Below are 13,388 nucleotides of genomic sequence, written 5' to 3' on the forward strand. Positions count from 1 at the left end.
CACCCCGTTCCGTCCCCCGGAGTGTGGGGGCCGGAGGCGGCCGGCGGTCAACTCCCGCGGCGCGCCTTCGCGGGGCGCTTCAGCCGCGTGCCGCCGGCGCGCCCGGCCTCCGCCACCGCTTCCTCCCCCTCCAGCGCCGCCAGGAAGCGCCGGCACCAGACGGCGGCGGTATTGGCGCGCACCGTCGCGGCCATGCGGGTCCAGCGGTCCAGCCGTTCATCCGCCGGCATGTCCATCGCGACGTCCAGCGCCTCCGCGATGTCATCGGGATCGAGCGGATTGACCAGCAGCGCGCCATCCAGTTCCAGCGCCGCGCCGGCGAAGCGGGACAGCACCAGCACGCCGGGGTCGGCCGGGTCCTGCGCCGCGACGAATTCCTTGGCCACCAGGTTCATGCCATCCCGCAGCGGCGTGACGATGCCGATCCGCGCCATGCGCATGAAGCCCGCCAGCGTCGGCCGCGCCACCGCGCGCGTGATGTAGCGGATCGGCGCCCAGTCGGGCTCCGCCATCTGGCCGTTGATGCGACCCACGCTTTCATCCAGTTCCCGCCGCAGCGCGCGGTACTGCGCCACGTCGCCGCGGCTGACGGGCGCCACCTGCAGGAAGGTGATCTTGCCGCGATGCTTCGGAAAGCGCGTCAGCAGCGCGCCGAAGCCCGCGATTCGCTGCGGCAGGCCCTTGGTGTAGTCCAGCCGGTCGACGCCGATCGCCAGCGACCGCCCCGCCAGCGAATCGCGCAGGCGCGTGACTTCCTTCTGCGTGGCCAGCCGCGCCGCCAGGTTGGCGAAGCCGGTGGCATCGATGCCGATCGGGAAGGCGCCGACGCGCAGCGCGGCCCCCGCATGGCCGTGGGAGATCAGCGCGCCGCGCAGGTTCTCCGCATCGTCTTCCGTCTGCATGCCGATGGCGTCGATGGCGTCCATGGCCGCCAGCACGTCATGCGCATGCGGCAGGCCGGTGAAGACGGCGCGCGGCGGGAAGGGCACGTGCAGGAAGAAGCCGATGCGCTGCCTGCAGCCCAGCGCGCGCAATTCCTTCGCGATCAGGAACAGGTGGAAGTCGTGGATCCAGATCGTGTCGTCCGGCCGCAGCAGCGGCGCGAGCGCGGCGGCGAAGGCGGCGTTGACACGCTGGTAGCCGATCCAGTCCAGCCGGTCGAAGCGCGCCACGCCCAGCCGGTAATGCAGCACCGGCCACAGCGCGGCGTTCGAGAAGCCCTGGTAGTAGTGGCGGTAGTCGTCATGGCCGAGGTCGATGCGCGCATAGGCGGTCTGGCCGACCGTCGCCTCCTGCGGCGTGGTGGCGGTATCCGCCGCCGTCCTGCCGGACCAGCCGAACCACAGCGCATCCCGCTTCGCCAGCGCATCCTTCAGCGCCACGGCCAGGCCGCCGGCGACGGCGCCCGTCTCCTTCGGGTCCGGGACCCGGTTCGCCACGATGACAAGCCTGCTCATGGGGCGTCACCCGGCTCCGCCATGCGGGCCAGCCAGCCGCGCAGCACGGAGGGCGTGCCGAAGCTGTCCTGCAGCCGAAGGCCGAGCCCGCCCGCGGCGCGCGCGGCGGCCATGCCGGCCTCATCCGTCACGTCATCGCCGATGAAGACCGGCAGCCGCCCCGCGAAGGGCGCGCGCGCCAGCAGCGCCGCGACGGCGGTGCCCTTGGAGACGGCGCGGGGCTTCACCTCCCACGCCATGCGGGCGGGCATCAGCGTGAAGCGGTCGGGGTCCTCCGCCACCAGCGCCTCCAGCAGCCCCTGCGCCATGCCCGCGGCCTCCGGCGCCTGGCGGTAATGCAGCACGAAGCCGTGGTCCTTCGGCTCGATGAAGGCGCCGGGGAAGGTTGCCGCCAGCAGCCGCGCGCGGCCGATCCAGGAAGCCGGCGGCGCCGCCAGGGGCGGGCCCTCCACCGGCCCGGCGGGGTCGAGGCGCAGCGCGCCGCCATGGTCGCCGACCTTGGCGATCGGCACCGGCAGATGCGCATCGAGCTGCGGGATCGGCCGGCCGGAGACCACGGCCAGCGCGCCGTCGAGCCGCGCCGACAGGCGCAGCAGCAGCCCCGGCAGGCCCGGCGGCACGTCGATCGCTTCCGGCCGCTCGGCGATGTCCACCAGCGTGCCGTCGAAATCGAGGAAGAGCGCCATCCTGTCTGGCGCGATCGGGGGGAGGTCCATGGCGGGGGGCCAACCCCGCAACACCGATCCGGTTTGCCACCCCCCACGCGCTTGTGAGGGGCGGCCTGGCGGGGTTCAGGCGCCCTCGGGCAGCCTCGTCTGCCACATCGCCAGCGCCGGCGGCAGCACGCCCACCACCAGCCAGTGCAGCAGCGCCGCCTTGCGGGTCAGGAACCCGGCATCCCAGGCCAGGACAGCCACGAATTGCACGACGAGCAGCCAGATGATGGCGATGGCGAGCGCCGCGCTGCCGGCACGCAGGCCCAGGCGAAGGCGGCTGACGAAGGCGTTCTTCATGGGACGAGGGCCCGTTCTCGAAGCCGGTTTCGGGGTCGCGGGGCGGCCTCCATGGCCGCACTTCATATACAATACACGAAAGATTGACCGCGTCCACACGAAACCGCGAGCATGGTGGGGCGGGCCCCGGCGCTGTCGCCTGGCATCGATGATGGGAGAATGGGGGTCCGGGGTTGGTGCGGGCGGTCGGGCTCGAACCGACACTCTGTCGCCAGAAACGGATTTTGAGTCCGTCGCGTCTACCATTTCGCCACGCCCGCAAGGCCCGTCGCGGCAGGTGTTCGAGTTAGCAGAGGCCCCGCAAGGCGCCAAGCATCCCGCTCAGGCGCCGCCGATCAGGATGCCCGCCGCCAGCACCAGCCCGCCGCCCAGCAGGATCTGGAACATCGCCCGCCCGATCGGCGTCTCCATGTAGCGGTGCTGGATCCAGACGATCGCCCAGAGTTCCAGGAACACCACCGCCAGCGCGATCGCCGTCGCGGTCCAGAAATGCGGGATCAGGTAGGGCAGCGCATGGCCCAGCCCGCCCAGCGCCGTCATGACGCCGGAGGCGATGCCCCGCTTCCACGGCGCCCCGCGGCCGGACAGCTTGCCATCGTCATGCGCCGCTTCCGTGAAGCCCATGGAGATGCCGGCGCCGAGGGAGGCGGAGAGCCCGACCAGGAAGGTGGTCCAGGGGTTCTGCGTGGCGAAGGCGGTGGCGAAGATGGGGGCGAGGGTGGAGACGGAGCCATCCATCAGCCCCGCCAGGCCGGGCTGCACCCAGGTCAGCACGAATTGCCGCTTGGCGGTCGCTTCCTCCTTCTCCGCCTCGTCGCGGCCGAGCAGGTCGGCCGACAGTTTCGCGGCGTCGTCGTCATGCTGCGCCTCCGCCGCCGCCAGGTCGCCCAGCAGCTTGCGGACCTCCGCATCCGTCGTGCGCGCGGCGGCGGCGCGGTAGAAGGCCAGCGCCTGCTGCTCCATGGCGCGCACCTCCTCCCGGATCCGGTCCAGGCCGAGATTCTCCACCAGCCAGACCGGCTTGCGCACGTAGAAATCGGCGATGTGTTCCCGCCGGATCGGCAGGATCAGGTCGCCGAAGCGCGCGCGGTAGAGGTCGATCAGCTTGCGGCGATGCTCGTTCTCCTCCGCGGCCATCGCCTCGAACACCGCGGCGGAGGCCGGGTATTCGTCCCGCAGCCGGCTGGCATAAAGGGCGTAGATCGCGCTGTCCTCCTCCTCCGCCCCGATGGCGAGGGAGAGGATCTCCCGCGACGACAGGCTGTCGAAGCGGCGGGAACCGCTGGAGAAGAACGGCAGGATCGATCGCATGCGGCGAAAGCCTCGGGCTGGTGCGTAGCCTGGACGCGGATGGAAGGGGCGCGCTTGGCGGTGCGGGCCCCTGGCGCAAGACTACACGCGGCCTCACATGCAGCGCGAGGACGGGAGTGCGATTCATGACTGATCAGGCTGACTACACGCCGCCCCGGGTCTGGACCTGGGACAAGGCCAATGGCGGGCGCTTCGCCAACATCAACCGCCCCATCGCGGGGCCGACCCATGACAAGGAATTGCCCGTCGGGCGGCATCCGCTGCAGCTCTATTCGCTCGGCACGCCGAATGGCGTGAAGGTGACGATCATGCTGGAGGAGCTGCTGGCCGCCGGCCATGGCGGCGCCGAATACGATGCCTGGCTGATCCGGATCGGGGAAGGCGACCAGTTCGGCAGCGGCTTCGTGGCCGTGAACCCGAATTCGAAGATCCCCGCGCTGGTGGACCGCAGCGGGCCCACGCCGGTGCGCGTCTTCGAATCGGGGGCGATCCTGACCTACCTGGCGGAGAAGTTCGGCGCCTTCCTGCCGCAGGACGGCACCGCGCGGGCGGAAGCCTTCTCCTGGCTGTTCTGGCAGATGGGCAGCGCGCCCTATCTCGGCGGCGGCTTCGGCCATTTCTATGCCTATGCGCCGACGAAGATGCAGTACCCGATCGACCGCTTCTCGATGGAGACCAAGCGGCAGCTCGATGTGCTGGATCGCCGCCTGGCGGAATCCGAATACATCGCGGGCCCCGACTACACCATCGCCGACATGGCCATCTTCCCCTGGTATGGCGGGCTGGCGAAGGGGTGGCTCTATGGCGCGGCGGAATTCCTCGACGTGGCCAGCTACAAGCATGTGCAGCGCTGGGCCGACCAGCTGCTGGAACGCCCGGCGGTGCGGCGCGGCCGCATGGTGAACCGCGTGCAGGGCGAACCTTCCAGCCAGCTGCATGAACGCCACGACGCCAGCGACTTCGAGACGAAGACGCAGGACAAGCTGGCCGCGAAGGGCTGAATGCCGGCGCGCGGTGGGCGCTCAGCCCGCCGCGCGTCGCGGCCGCAGCGGCACCGGGGCATCGCCCCCGGCGGGCAGGCGTTCCGCCAGCCAATCGGACAGCGCCTGCCGGTCCATCGGCCGCGCATAGAGGAAACCCTGCGCCCGGTCGCAGCCCAGGGCGGTCGCCATGGCCGCCTGCTGCGCCGTCTCCACGCCCTCCGCCACCACCGTCATGCCGAGCCCATGGGCGAGGGAGACGGTGGCGCGGATGATCTCCTCCGCGCGCCGGTCGGTGCCAAGCCGCTGCACGAAGCGCTTGTCCAGCTTCACGGCATCCAGCGGCAGCCGCAGCAGCTGCGCCAGGCCCGAATGGCCGGTGCCGAAATCATCCAGCGCCAGCTTCGCGCCGCGTCCGCGCAGCGCCGCCAGCTGGTCCAGCGTCCGGTTGCTGACGCGGTCGAGCAGCACCTCCTCCGTGATCTCCACCTCCACGGCATCGAGCCCAAGGCCCGCGCGCTCCACTTGGTCCGCGATATGCTCCACGATATCGGCGCGCGCGACCTCCGCCGCCGAGAGGTTGAGCGCGATCCGCGCGGTGGTCAGCCCGCTGCCGCGCAGCACGGCGAGTGCCGCCAGCGCCTGGTCGCGCACCGCCTCGCCGAGGCGGGAGGCGCGCAGCGGGCCGATGGCGCCGAACAGTTCCGCCGGCGGCACGGCGCCCAGCTGCGGGTGGCTCCAGCGGGCCAGCGCCTCGATCGCCACCGCGCCCGGCGCGCCATGCAGCGCGACGATGGGCTGCAGATGCACCGTGGCCCGGGCAGCACGGTGGCGCCGCCGAGATCGGCATCGAAGGCCCGCACGATGGCGGCCACCCGCTGCACCCGTTCCGCATCCGCCCGGCAGGCCCAGCCGATGCTGCCGCGGCCGGCCCGCTTAGCCTGCACCATCGCCTCATCCGCCATGCGCAGCCCGGCTTCCGCGCCATCCGCATCGGCCGGCACCATCGCGGCGCCCAATGTCGCGCCCAGCCGCAGCGTCATGCCGGCATAGGCCACGGGCTTGTGCAGGATGGCGCTGATGCGCCGCACCGCCTCCGCCGCCGCCGCGCGATCCGCCAGGCCCAGCATCAGCACGGCGAATTCGTCGCCGCCGATCCGGCCCACGACATCGCTGCCCCGCACGCTGCCGCGCAGCCGCTGCGCCACTTCCCGCAGCACCGCATCGCCGGCGGCATGGCCGGCGGAATCATTCGCTTCCTTGAAGTGGTCGAGGTCGATCGCGATCACCGTCGCCGGGCGCCGGTCCTCCAGCGCCGCATGCAGCGCGGCGGTGACGCCGCGGCGGTTCGGCAGCCCCGTCACCTCATCCGTCAGGGCCGCCGCTTCCGACCGGCGCAGCGCGCGATGCAGTTCGAGATTCGCGACCACGGCCTGCGCCAGCGTGCGGATCAGCATCACCGCCCGGTCATCCGGCGTCTTCGGCACCTGGTCGAGGACGCAGAGCGTGCCGAGGGCGAAGCCCTCCGCATCGACGAGTGGCACGCCGAGATAGGAACGCAGCCCGGGCGGGCCCGTGACCAGCGGGTTGTCCTGCAGGCGCGGATCCTGCGTGGCATCCGCGACCACCATCGCCTCCGCCGGCGCCAGGATGGCATGGGCGCAGAAGGCGTGGTCGCGATGCGTCTGCCGCACCGGCAGGCCGACCCCCGCCTTGAACCATTGCCGCGCCTCATCGACCAGGGAGACGAGCGCGATCGGATTGCCCGTCAGGTCCGCCGCCAGCGTGACGATCTGGTCGAGTGCCCTGTCGGCATCCGTGTCGAGCACGTCGTAGGAGCGCAGCGCGGCAAGGCGCGCCGCCTCATCGGCGGGGAGGGGGGCAGGCGGCATCGGGACTCCGGAATGCTCGGCGGGCGAAGGGCAAAGCCGGAAGGGACCGGGGTAGTCCGTCCCATCCTACGCGCGCCACATTGCGGAACTGTTATCGCGCCCCGTCTTCGGCGGGGCGCCCCGTCACGCCAGGTATCGCCTGAACCAGGCCAGGGTGCGGTCCCAGGCCAGCTTCGCCGCCGCTTCCTGGTAGCGGGGGGTGGAGTTGTTGTGGAAGCCGTGCTGCGTGCCCGGGTAGACATGCGCCTCATGCGGCACGGCATTCGCCTTCAGCGCGACCTCGAAGGCGGGCCAGAGGTTGTTGATGTTGGCGTCGTTCTCCGCGTAGTGGATCAGCAGCGGCGCCTTGATGCGCGCCACCGCCTCCGCCGGCTGCGCGGCGCCGTAGAAGGGCGCGCCGGCCTGCATCTCCGCCCCCATGGTCGCGGCCAGCCAGTTCGTCGTGCTGCCGCCCCAGCAGAAGCCGGTGACGCCGAGCTTGCCGGCTGACAGGGCGTGCGCCTTCAGGAAGCGCGCGCTGTTCAGCATGTCCTGCCGCAGCTTCGCCTGGTCCAGCCCCGCCTGCAGCGCGCGGCCGTCATCGTCATTGCCGGGATAGCCGCCGGCGGGGAACAACCCGTCCGGGGCAAGGGCGAGAAAGCCCTCCGCCGCCGCGCGCCGCGCCACATCCTCGATATAGGGGTTGAGCCCGCGATTCTCGTGGATGACCAGCACGGCCGGGAAGGGCCCCGTGCCGGTGGGCTGCACCAGGTAGCCGCGCATCGTGCCCGAATTGCCGCCGGGCGAGGGATAGGTGACGTAGGTCGCCTTGATGCGCGGATCGGTGAAGGAGATGGTCTGCGCCTGCGCGTAGCGCGGCAGCAGCGACTGCGCCATCAGCAGCCCGCCCGCGGTGACGGCGGCGGAGGCCGCGAGGAAGGACCGGCGATCCATCCGGCCATGGCAGTATTCGTCATAGAGGTCGAAGACGCGCTGGTCGATCTGGTCCTGGGTCAGCGGCACGAAGCCGTCCTGTCCGTCGGGCATGTCCGTTTCCCTCCTGCTCGCGGCGCGCAGGATAACGGGCCGCGCGCGGGCTGTCCGCAGGGATTTCCGGCGGCGCCGATCCGGTGTTGGATCGCCGCAACACGAAGGAGGAACCGACGCCATGACCCCGCGCATCACGCTGCCCGAGCCCGAGGCGATGGACGAGGTGCAGCGCGCGCTCCGCGACCGGATCATGGCGAGCGGCACCGGCAGCATGGTCGGCCCGCAGCGCGCCAACATCCACAGCCCCGAACTGGCGGAGGCCTGGTGGAAGCTGGGCGACATGCTGCGGCTGCGCACCGTGGTCCCGAAGCCGCTGCTGGAACTCGCCATCATCGTCGCGGGACGGCGCTGGAACAGCCAGCTGGAATTCGCCTTCCACGGCGCCGCCGCGATCCGCGCCGGCATCGATCCCGCCGTCGTGGAGGCGATCCGCATCGGCGCGCCGCCCGCCTTCCGGGATGAGGCGGCGCGGGAGGTCTACGAATACGCCCGCCAGATCCAGGTGAATGGCGCGCCGGATGATGCAAGCCACGCCGCCATCACCGCGCGCTGGGGCGAAAGGGGCGTGGTGGAGCTGACCGCGATGATCGGCTTCTACACCATGGTCTGCATCGCGCTGAATGCGCATCGCATCCCGCTGCCCGCGGGTGTCGAAGCCCCCTTCCCCGCCGATCCCGGCTTCAGCGACATGCCGCCGGCGGCCTGAGCATCACGCCGGCCAGGGCTGTTCGCCGAGGTCCCAGAACAGCCCGGCCATGATCTCCATCCCCTCCCGCATCAGCGGCCGCAGCGCGTGTTCGTTCGGCGCGTGCTGCGAACAGCCGGTGTAGGAATGCGGCAGGTAGACCGTCGGCAGCCCCAGCGTGACCGCGAAGGTGTCGTTCGGCAGCGACCCGCCGGCATTCGGCACGATCATCGGCACCTTGCCCGTGGTCTGGCGCACGGAAGCCGCGACCATCTGCGGCCAGGGCCCGTCCGGATCCATCCGCGTCGCCGCCCATTCCGCGCCCTGCTTCACCGCCTCCACCGTCACGTCGTCGAAGCCCGCTTCCGTCAGGTGCTTTCGGATGGCGGGGATGAAGGTGGAGGGGTGGCGATCCACGGTGTAGCGGATCTGGCAGCGGGCGAAGGCCTCCGGCGGCACGGCATTCACCGGCGCCCGAGGATGGCCGCATTCGAAGGCCAGCACCTCGAAGGTATTCCAGCCGAAGACCTTCTCCGCCGCGGTCAGCCCGGGCTCGCCCCACCAGTGATTGATCTCCGGCCCATCCTCCCCGCCATCGACGCGGCAGGAAGCGAGCGCGGCGCGCACGCTGTTCGGGATGCGCTCCGGCACCAGATCCCGCACCAGCACCTTGCCATCGCGATCGATGATGCTGGCGATGGCATGGGCCAGGCGGATACCGGGATTCGCGAGCAGCCCACCCCAGTTCCCGGAATGGTGCCCGCCCTCCCGGTACTTCACGCGCAAATCGAGCGCCAGCGCGCCCCGCGTGCCCAGCACCAGCGCCGGCACATCCGGCACCAGCCGCGGCCCGTCCGAGGCGATCAGCACATCGGCCTGGAGGTCATCGCGATGCGCGCGGGCGAATTCGTCGATGCCCGGCGATCCCACCTCCTCGCTCATCTCCAGCAGCAAGGTCACGTTGAAGCCGAGTTTTCCCCGGGTCTTCAGCACGGCCTCCAGCGCCGCCAGGTTCGCGCTGTGCTGGCCCTTGTTGTCCACGATGCCGCGGCCATAGAGCCGGTCGCCGCGCGGCGTGATGGTCCAGGGCGAGAGCCCCTCATGCCATTCCTTGTCGAGCCCCTGAACCGTGTCGCCATGGCCGTAGGTCAGCAAGGTCGGCAGCCCGGCATCCTCCACGCGGCGCGCGATCATGAAGGGGCCGCCCTTGCCCGCGGGGTTCGGATGCACCGTGCAGGTGAAGCCGATGCGCGTGAGGTCCGGCGCCATCTCCTGCTCGAGGTAGCGCAGCAGATGCGGGCCGGCGCCGGGCTCCTGGCTCGCGGTCGGGCAGGCGATGCGGCGCTCCAGCATCGCGAGGAAGCTGCCATCCTCGAACATCGCCCGCGCGGCGGCGATGGCGGCGTCGCGGCTCATGCGCCCGTCGCCTGGCGCACGCGGCGCGTGGCGGCCCGCAGCGCGGCCACGAAGCGGTTCTGGCCGCGCATCAGCTCCACCATGGCGGGCTTCGCCAGCGCCGCGTCCAGCGCCGGCAGCTCCGCCGCCACGGCCAGCGTCGGCAGGGGCGGCACCGTATAGGCGGGATCATGCGCGAAGCGCGCCTCCCGCGTATAGTTGATGGGCACGAGGATGCGCGACAGGTCCTGCAGCGCCGCGTTGCGCACCGGGACGGGCGCGCCGCCCAGCCCGGCCAGCGCCTCCCGCAGCCCCGCGACCGCCGCCTTGGCCGGCGAGAGGTCCGCCATGCCCCTGGAGGCACCCTCATACTGCGCGATGGTCGCGTCGAACTCGTCGCAGGTCGCGGACCAGTCGAAGGGCAGCACCTCGGCATTCGCGATGCGCAGCACCGACAGCAGGTAGATCTTCATGTCCACCAGCAGGATGTCGCGATCCGCGATCTCCAGCGTGTCGTTCTCCGTATGCCAGGCGATGTTCGCCCCGCAGCCGGAGACCTCGTAGTAGTTCTTCTCCCGCCGCAGCGCCTCCGGCATCGTGCTGGACAGCATGAAGAAGCTCGGCAGGCCGATATTGTTGAAGGAGTAGTCGCCGGCCTGGGGCGGGCGGATGCATCTGATGTCGGCATCCGGCACCACGTCCCGGATCGCGCCCGCGGCCAGCGCGGCGCTTTCCGTGAAGGCGCGGGTCTGGTGGTAGGAGGTCGCCCATCGGCAGCCCGGGCTGTCGCAATTGATCTGCGCCAGGCAGTTCTCATCGAGATCCTGCGCGAAGGCATCGGTGAACCAGGTGGAGCCCGCATAGCGGCCGGTCGAATGCCCCGGCCACCAGGCGATCCTCACGCTGCGCTTCAGCGATCCGCGCTTCGCCCAGAGCACGCGCGCGATCTCCAGCATCGTCGCATCGCCCGTGGCGTTGTCGCCGACACCCACTTCCCAGCTGTCATAGTGGCCGTGCAGCAGGACGAACTTCTCCGGCTCCTCGGTGCCGGGGATGGTGACGACGGGGATGGATTGCGGGAACCAGCCTTCCTCCATCACCGTGCGGATCGTCGCCTCCCCGCCCGCCTCCGCCAGCGCCATCAGCGCCTGGCCATCGGGGTTGTTCACCGCCACCACGGGGATCTTCGGCTTGCGCGGCAGGTCGTGCAGGTCCGGGCTGCCCCAGATGGTGGTGCAGGTGCCCCAATGGATGTCGATGCCGGGATTGACGGCGATCAGGCCGACGCCGCCCCATTCCTCGATCAGGCTGGTCAGCGCGGGATTGCCGAAGCCCTCCATCACCACGATGCAGCCGCCGATCTTCCGGCGCACCTCCTCCACCGATCCGATCGATCCGCCGAAGAGCAGCCCGATGTCGCGGCTGTAGGACCGCAACGCCTTCGGGTTGGCCTTCAGCTTGACCAGCTTCGCCGTCCGCCCCTCCGGCACATGCAGCGCGGAGGAAGGCGGCTTGGCGCGGTAGCGCACGCCATTGGCCGTGACGGAGGCATCATGCGGAATCGAGAGGCAGATCTCCGGCTGGTGCACCTCCACCGGGATGCCGTGGCGGCGCAGCCGGTCCACGATGACCGCGGCCGCCTTGTTCACGTCATCGGGCTTCCAGCGATGCATGCCCGCGAAGGTCGTGACCAGGTCCCAGGGCGCGTCGAGCGTGACGGCATCGAGGAAACCCTGTTCGTCGGCGGTGATCGGCATGGTGCGGCCTCCTGCTCCGCCGATGGCAGCACCGCGCCGCGGGTCGCGCAAGCCGTGCCCGCGCGTGATGACGGCGCGGCAAGGCAGTGATCGGCGCGACCGATGTGCGAATCACCGCGCATACCCCATGGCCGAGGCGGCACGGAATGTGCTGCACTCCCCGCGACGTCAGAGGATGCCGCCCATGAACCGCCGCTCCGTCCTGCTCGCCGCCACCGCGCTGACCGCCCTGCCGCGCCTGCCCGCCCTGGCCCAGGGCGCGCCCGGCGACCCGATCCGGCCCCTCGTCCTCATCACCCGCCCGCAGGCCGCGGCGCCGGCGGCCTACCAGGCGGCGGAGCTGATCGCCCAGGAATGGCGCAAGCTCGGCCTGCAGGTGGAACTGCGCCCCCTGCCCAACCAGCAGATGAGCCAGGTGGTCTGGTACGAACGCCAGCGCTGGGACTTCACCATGTGGCAGATGGTCGGCCGGCCGGAGCGCGGCGACCCCGATGAGATGGTCTACAACCTCCTGCACTCCGCCAACATCGCCACCGGCTACAATTTCGTCGGCTACAGCAATCCCGACTATGACCGCCTGGCGGAAGCGCAGCGGAGCGAGATGGACCAGACCCGCCGCGCTGCCATCGTGCGGGAGGTGCAGGAGGTCGTGAACCGCGACCAGCCCTATGCCTTCCTCGTGCACCCCGTGAACCTTCAGGCCTTCAACAAGCAGGTCTTCGCGGAAGGCAGCGCGGTGAACCAGGCGGGGCTCGGCATCCGCAACTTCTGGAACTGGATCAGCCTGCAGCCTACCGGCCGCCAGCGCGACATCATCGTCAACTCCACGGAACCGGTGAAGGCGACCAACCCCTTCTATGTCAGCGGCGCGCCGGACAGTTGGGTAACGGACCTGGTCTGGGATCGCCTGATGCGCGTCGGCCCCGATGGCCTGCCGCAGCCCTGGGCGGCGGAGCGCGTGACGCAGGTGGATCCGCTCACCATCGACTGCGTCATCCGCCAGGGCATGACGCATCACGACGGCACGCCGGTGACGACGGAGGATGTCGTCTTCTCCTACGAGGTACCGGGCATGGGCGACGAATCGCCGATGTACAAGCCCTTCGTGCAGAACATCGCCTCCGTCACCGCCACCGATGCCCGCACCGTGCGCTTCGTGCTGAAGCGCCCGGACGCTGCCTTCCGCATCGCCGTGCTGGCCAAGCTCAACATCGTCTCCAAGCGCATCTGGGCGCCGGTGGTGCAGTACTACCTGAACCGTCCGCAGAACCTCGAATCCTATGTTGAGGAACGGCCCGTGGGCTCCGGCCCCTACCGCTTCGTCCGCTCCCGCGTGAATGAGGAAGTGGTGCTGGAGGCGAACCCGAACCATTGGGCGCGCCCCAAGGCCGATCGCTGGATCATGCGCATCATCCTCAACACGGAAGCAACGCTCGGCGCGCTCCGCCGTGGCGAGATCAACGTGCTGGCCGACTATTTCGGCGACCCCGACCTGGTGAAGACCATGGCGCGGCAGCTGCCCAACATGATCGCGGTGCGGGAGGAGGTCGATATCGGCTTCCAGTTCGTCGGCATGAATCTCCGCCGCCCGCCCTTCAGCGATGCCGCCTTCCGCCGCGCGCTGTCGGCTGCGGTGAACCGGGAGATGATGGCCGGCGCCGCCTGGAACGGCCAGGCGGTTCCCTCCAACTCCATGGTCTCCCCGGCGCTCGCCGCCTGGCACGACCGCGGGATCGAGGGCCGCGTGCCCGGCGGCAATCTGGAGGGCGCGCGGCGGCTGCTGCAGGAAGCGGGCTACCGCATGGTCGGCAACCGCCTGCACTATCCCAGCGGCGTGCGCGAAACGACGACGCCCTACCAGTGATCCTG

The 13,388-nt window shown here is 70.6% G+C and carries 11 protein-coding genes, 1 tRNA gene and 1 pseudogene; 3 read left to right on the forward strand and 10 right to left on the reverse strand.

Annotated elements, in window-relative coordinates:
* Positions 1-47: 47 nt before the first annotated feature.
* The 5 genes from JJI54_RS21830 to mbfA all read right to left on the reverse strand — a co-directional run bounded on the left by JJI54_RS21830 (position 48) and on the right by mbfA (position 3,781).
* A complete protein-coding gene (locus JJI54_RS21830; RefSeq protein ID WP_203075179.1) occupies positions 48-1,457 on the reverse strand; it encodes an alpha,alpha-trehalose-phosphate synthase (UDP-forming) in 1,410 nt (469 codons plus the stop codon).
* Positions 1,454-2,173, reverse strand: a complete 720-nt coding sequence (gene otsB / locus JJI54_RS21835) for a trehalose-phosphatase (protein WP_203075180.1) — start codon at positions 2,171-2,173, stop codon at positions 1,454-1,456. The genes JJI54_RS21830 and otsB overlap by 4 nt, the downstream gene beginning before the upstream one ends.
* A 75-nt stretch (positions 2,174-2,248) precedes the next feature.
* Positions 2,249-2,470 (reverse strand): hypothetical protein, encoded by a 222-nt coding sequence (locus tag JJI54_RS21840; protein ID WP_203075181.1) that lies wholly within the window; start codon positions 2,468-2,470, stop codon positions 2,249-2,251.
* Between the two features lie 174 nt (positions 2,471-2,644).
* Positions 2,645-2,730: transfer RNA gene (locus JJI54_RS21845), tRNA-Leu, on the reverse strand.
* Between the two features lie 61 nt (positions 2,731-2,791).
* Positions 2,792-3,781 (reverse strand): iron exporter MbfA, encoded by a 990-nt coding sequence (gene mbfA / locus JJI54_RS21850; protein ID WP_203075182.1) that lies wholly within the window; start codon positions 3,779-3,781, stop codon positions 2,792-2,794.
* Between the two features lie 125 nt (positions 3,782-3,906).
* Here mbfA and yghU point away from each other — a divergent pair, with 125 nt between their 5' ends.
* On the forward strand, positions 3,907-4,782 hold the full coding sequence (gene yghU / locus JJI54_RS21855) for a glutathione-dependent disulfide-bond oxidoreductase (protein ID WP_203075183.1): 876 nt from the start codon (positions 3,907-3,909) through the stop codon (positions 4,780-4,782).
* 21 nt (positions 4,783-4,803) lie between these two features.
* On the opposite strand, the gene JJI54_RS21860 is transcribed toward yghU, so the two are convergent.
* The 3 genes and pseudogenes from JJI54_RS21860 to JJI54_RS21870 form a co-directional block, all read right to left on the reverse strand.
* Positions 4,804-5,571 (reverse strand): EAL domain-containing protein, encoded by a 768-nt coding sequence (locus JJI54_RS21860; protein ID WP_318987552.1) that lies wholly within the window; start codon positions 5,569-5,571, stop codon positions 4,804-4,806.
* Between the two features lie 116 nt (positions 5,572-5,687).
* Positions 5,688-6,653: pseudogene (locus JJI54_RS21865) on the reverse strand (GGDEF domain-containing protein); the annotation flags it as partial.
* Positions 6,654-6,776: 123 nt separating this feature from the next.
* Entirely contained in the window at positions 6,777-7,679 is a 903-nt protein-coding gene (locus tag JJI54_RS21870; RefSeq protein WP_203075185.1) for a dienelactone hydrolase family protein, read from the reverse strand.
* 121 nt (positions 7,680-7,800) lie between these two features.
* Here JJI54_RS21870 and JJI54_RS21875 point away from each other — a divergent pair, with 121 nt between their 5' ends.
* On the forward strand, positions 7,801-8,388 hold the full coding sequence (locus tag JJI54_RS21875) for a carboxymuconolactone decarboxylase family protein (RefSeq protein WP_203075186.1): 588 nt from the start codon (positions 7,801-7,803) through the stop codon (positions 8,386-8,388).
* A 3-nt stretch (positions 8,389-8,391) separates the two neighbouring features.
* Here JJI54_RS21875 and JJI54_RS21880 read toward each other — a convergent pair whose 3' ends face one another.
* Complete coding sequence (locus JJI54_RS21880) at positions 8,392-9,783, reverse strand: M20 family metallopeptidase (RefSeq protein ID WP_203075187.1); 1,392 nt, start codon at positions 9,781-9,783, stop codon at positions 8,392-8,394.
* The gene (locus JJI54_RS21885) at positions 9,780-11,519 is read right to left on the reverse strand and encodes a M28 family metallopeptidase (protein ID WP_203075188.1); all 1,740 of its coding nucleotides are present in this window, start codon (positions 11,517-11,519) and stop codon (positions 9,780-9,782) included. The genes JJI54_RS21880 and JJI54_RS21885 overlap by 4 nt, the downstream gene beginning before the upstream one ends.
* A gap of 184 nt (positions 11,520-11,703) precedes the next feature.
* On the opposite strand from JJI54_RS21885, the gene JJI54_RS21890 reads away from it, so the two are divergent.
* Complete coding sequence (locus JJI54_RS21890; RefSeq protein ID WP_203075189.1) at positions 11,704-13,383, forward strand: ABC transporter substrate-binding protein; 1,680 nt, start codon at positions 11,704-11,706, stop codon at positions 13,381-13,383.
* Positions 13,384-13,388: the final 5 nt, after the last annotated feature.

The sequence above is a fragment of the Falsiroseomonas ponticola genome, assembly GCF_016805305.1.
GTDB classification, from domain to species: domain Bacteria; phylum Pseudomonadota; class Alphaproteobacteria; order Acetobacterales; family Acetobacteraceae; genus Falsiroseomonas; species Falsiroseomonas ponticola.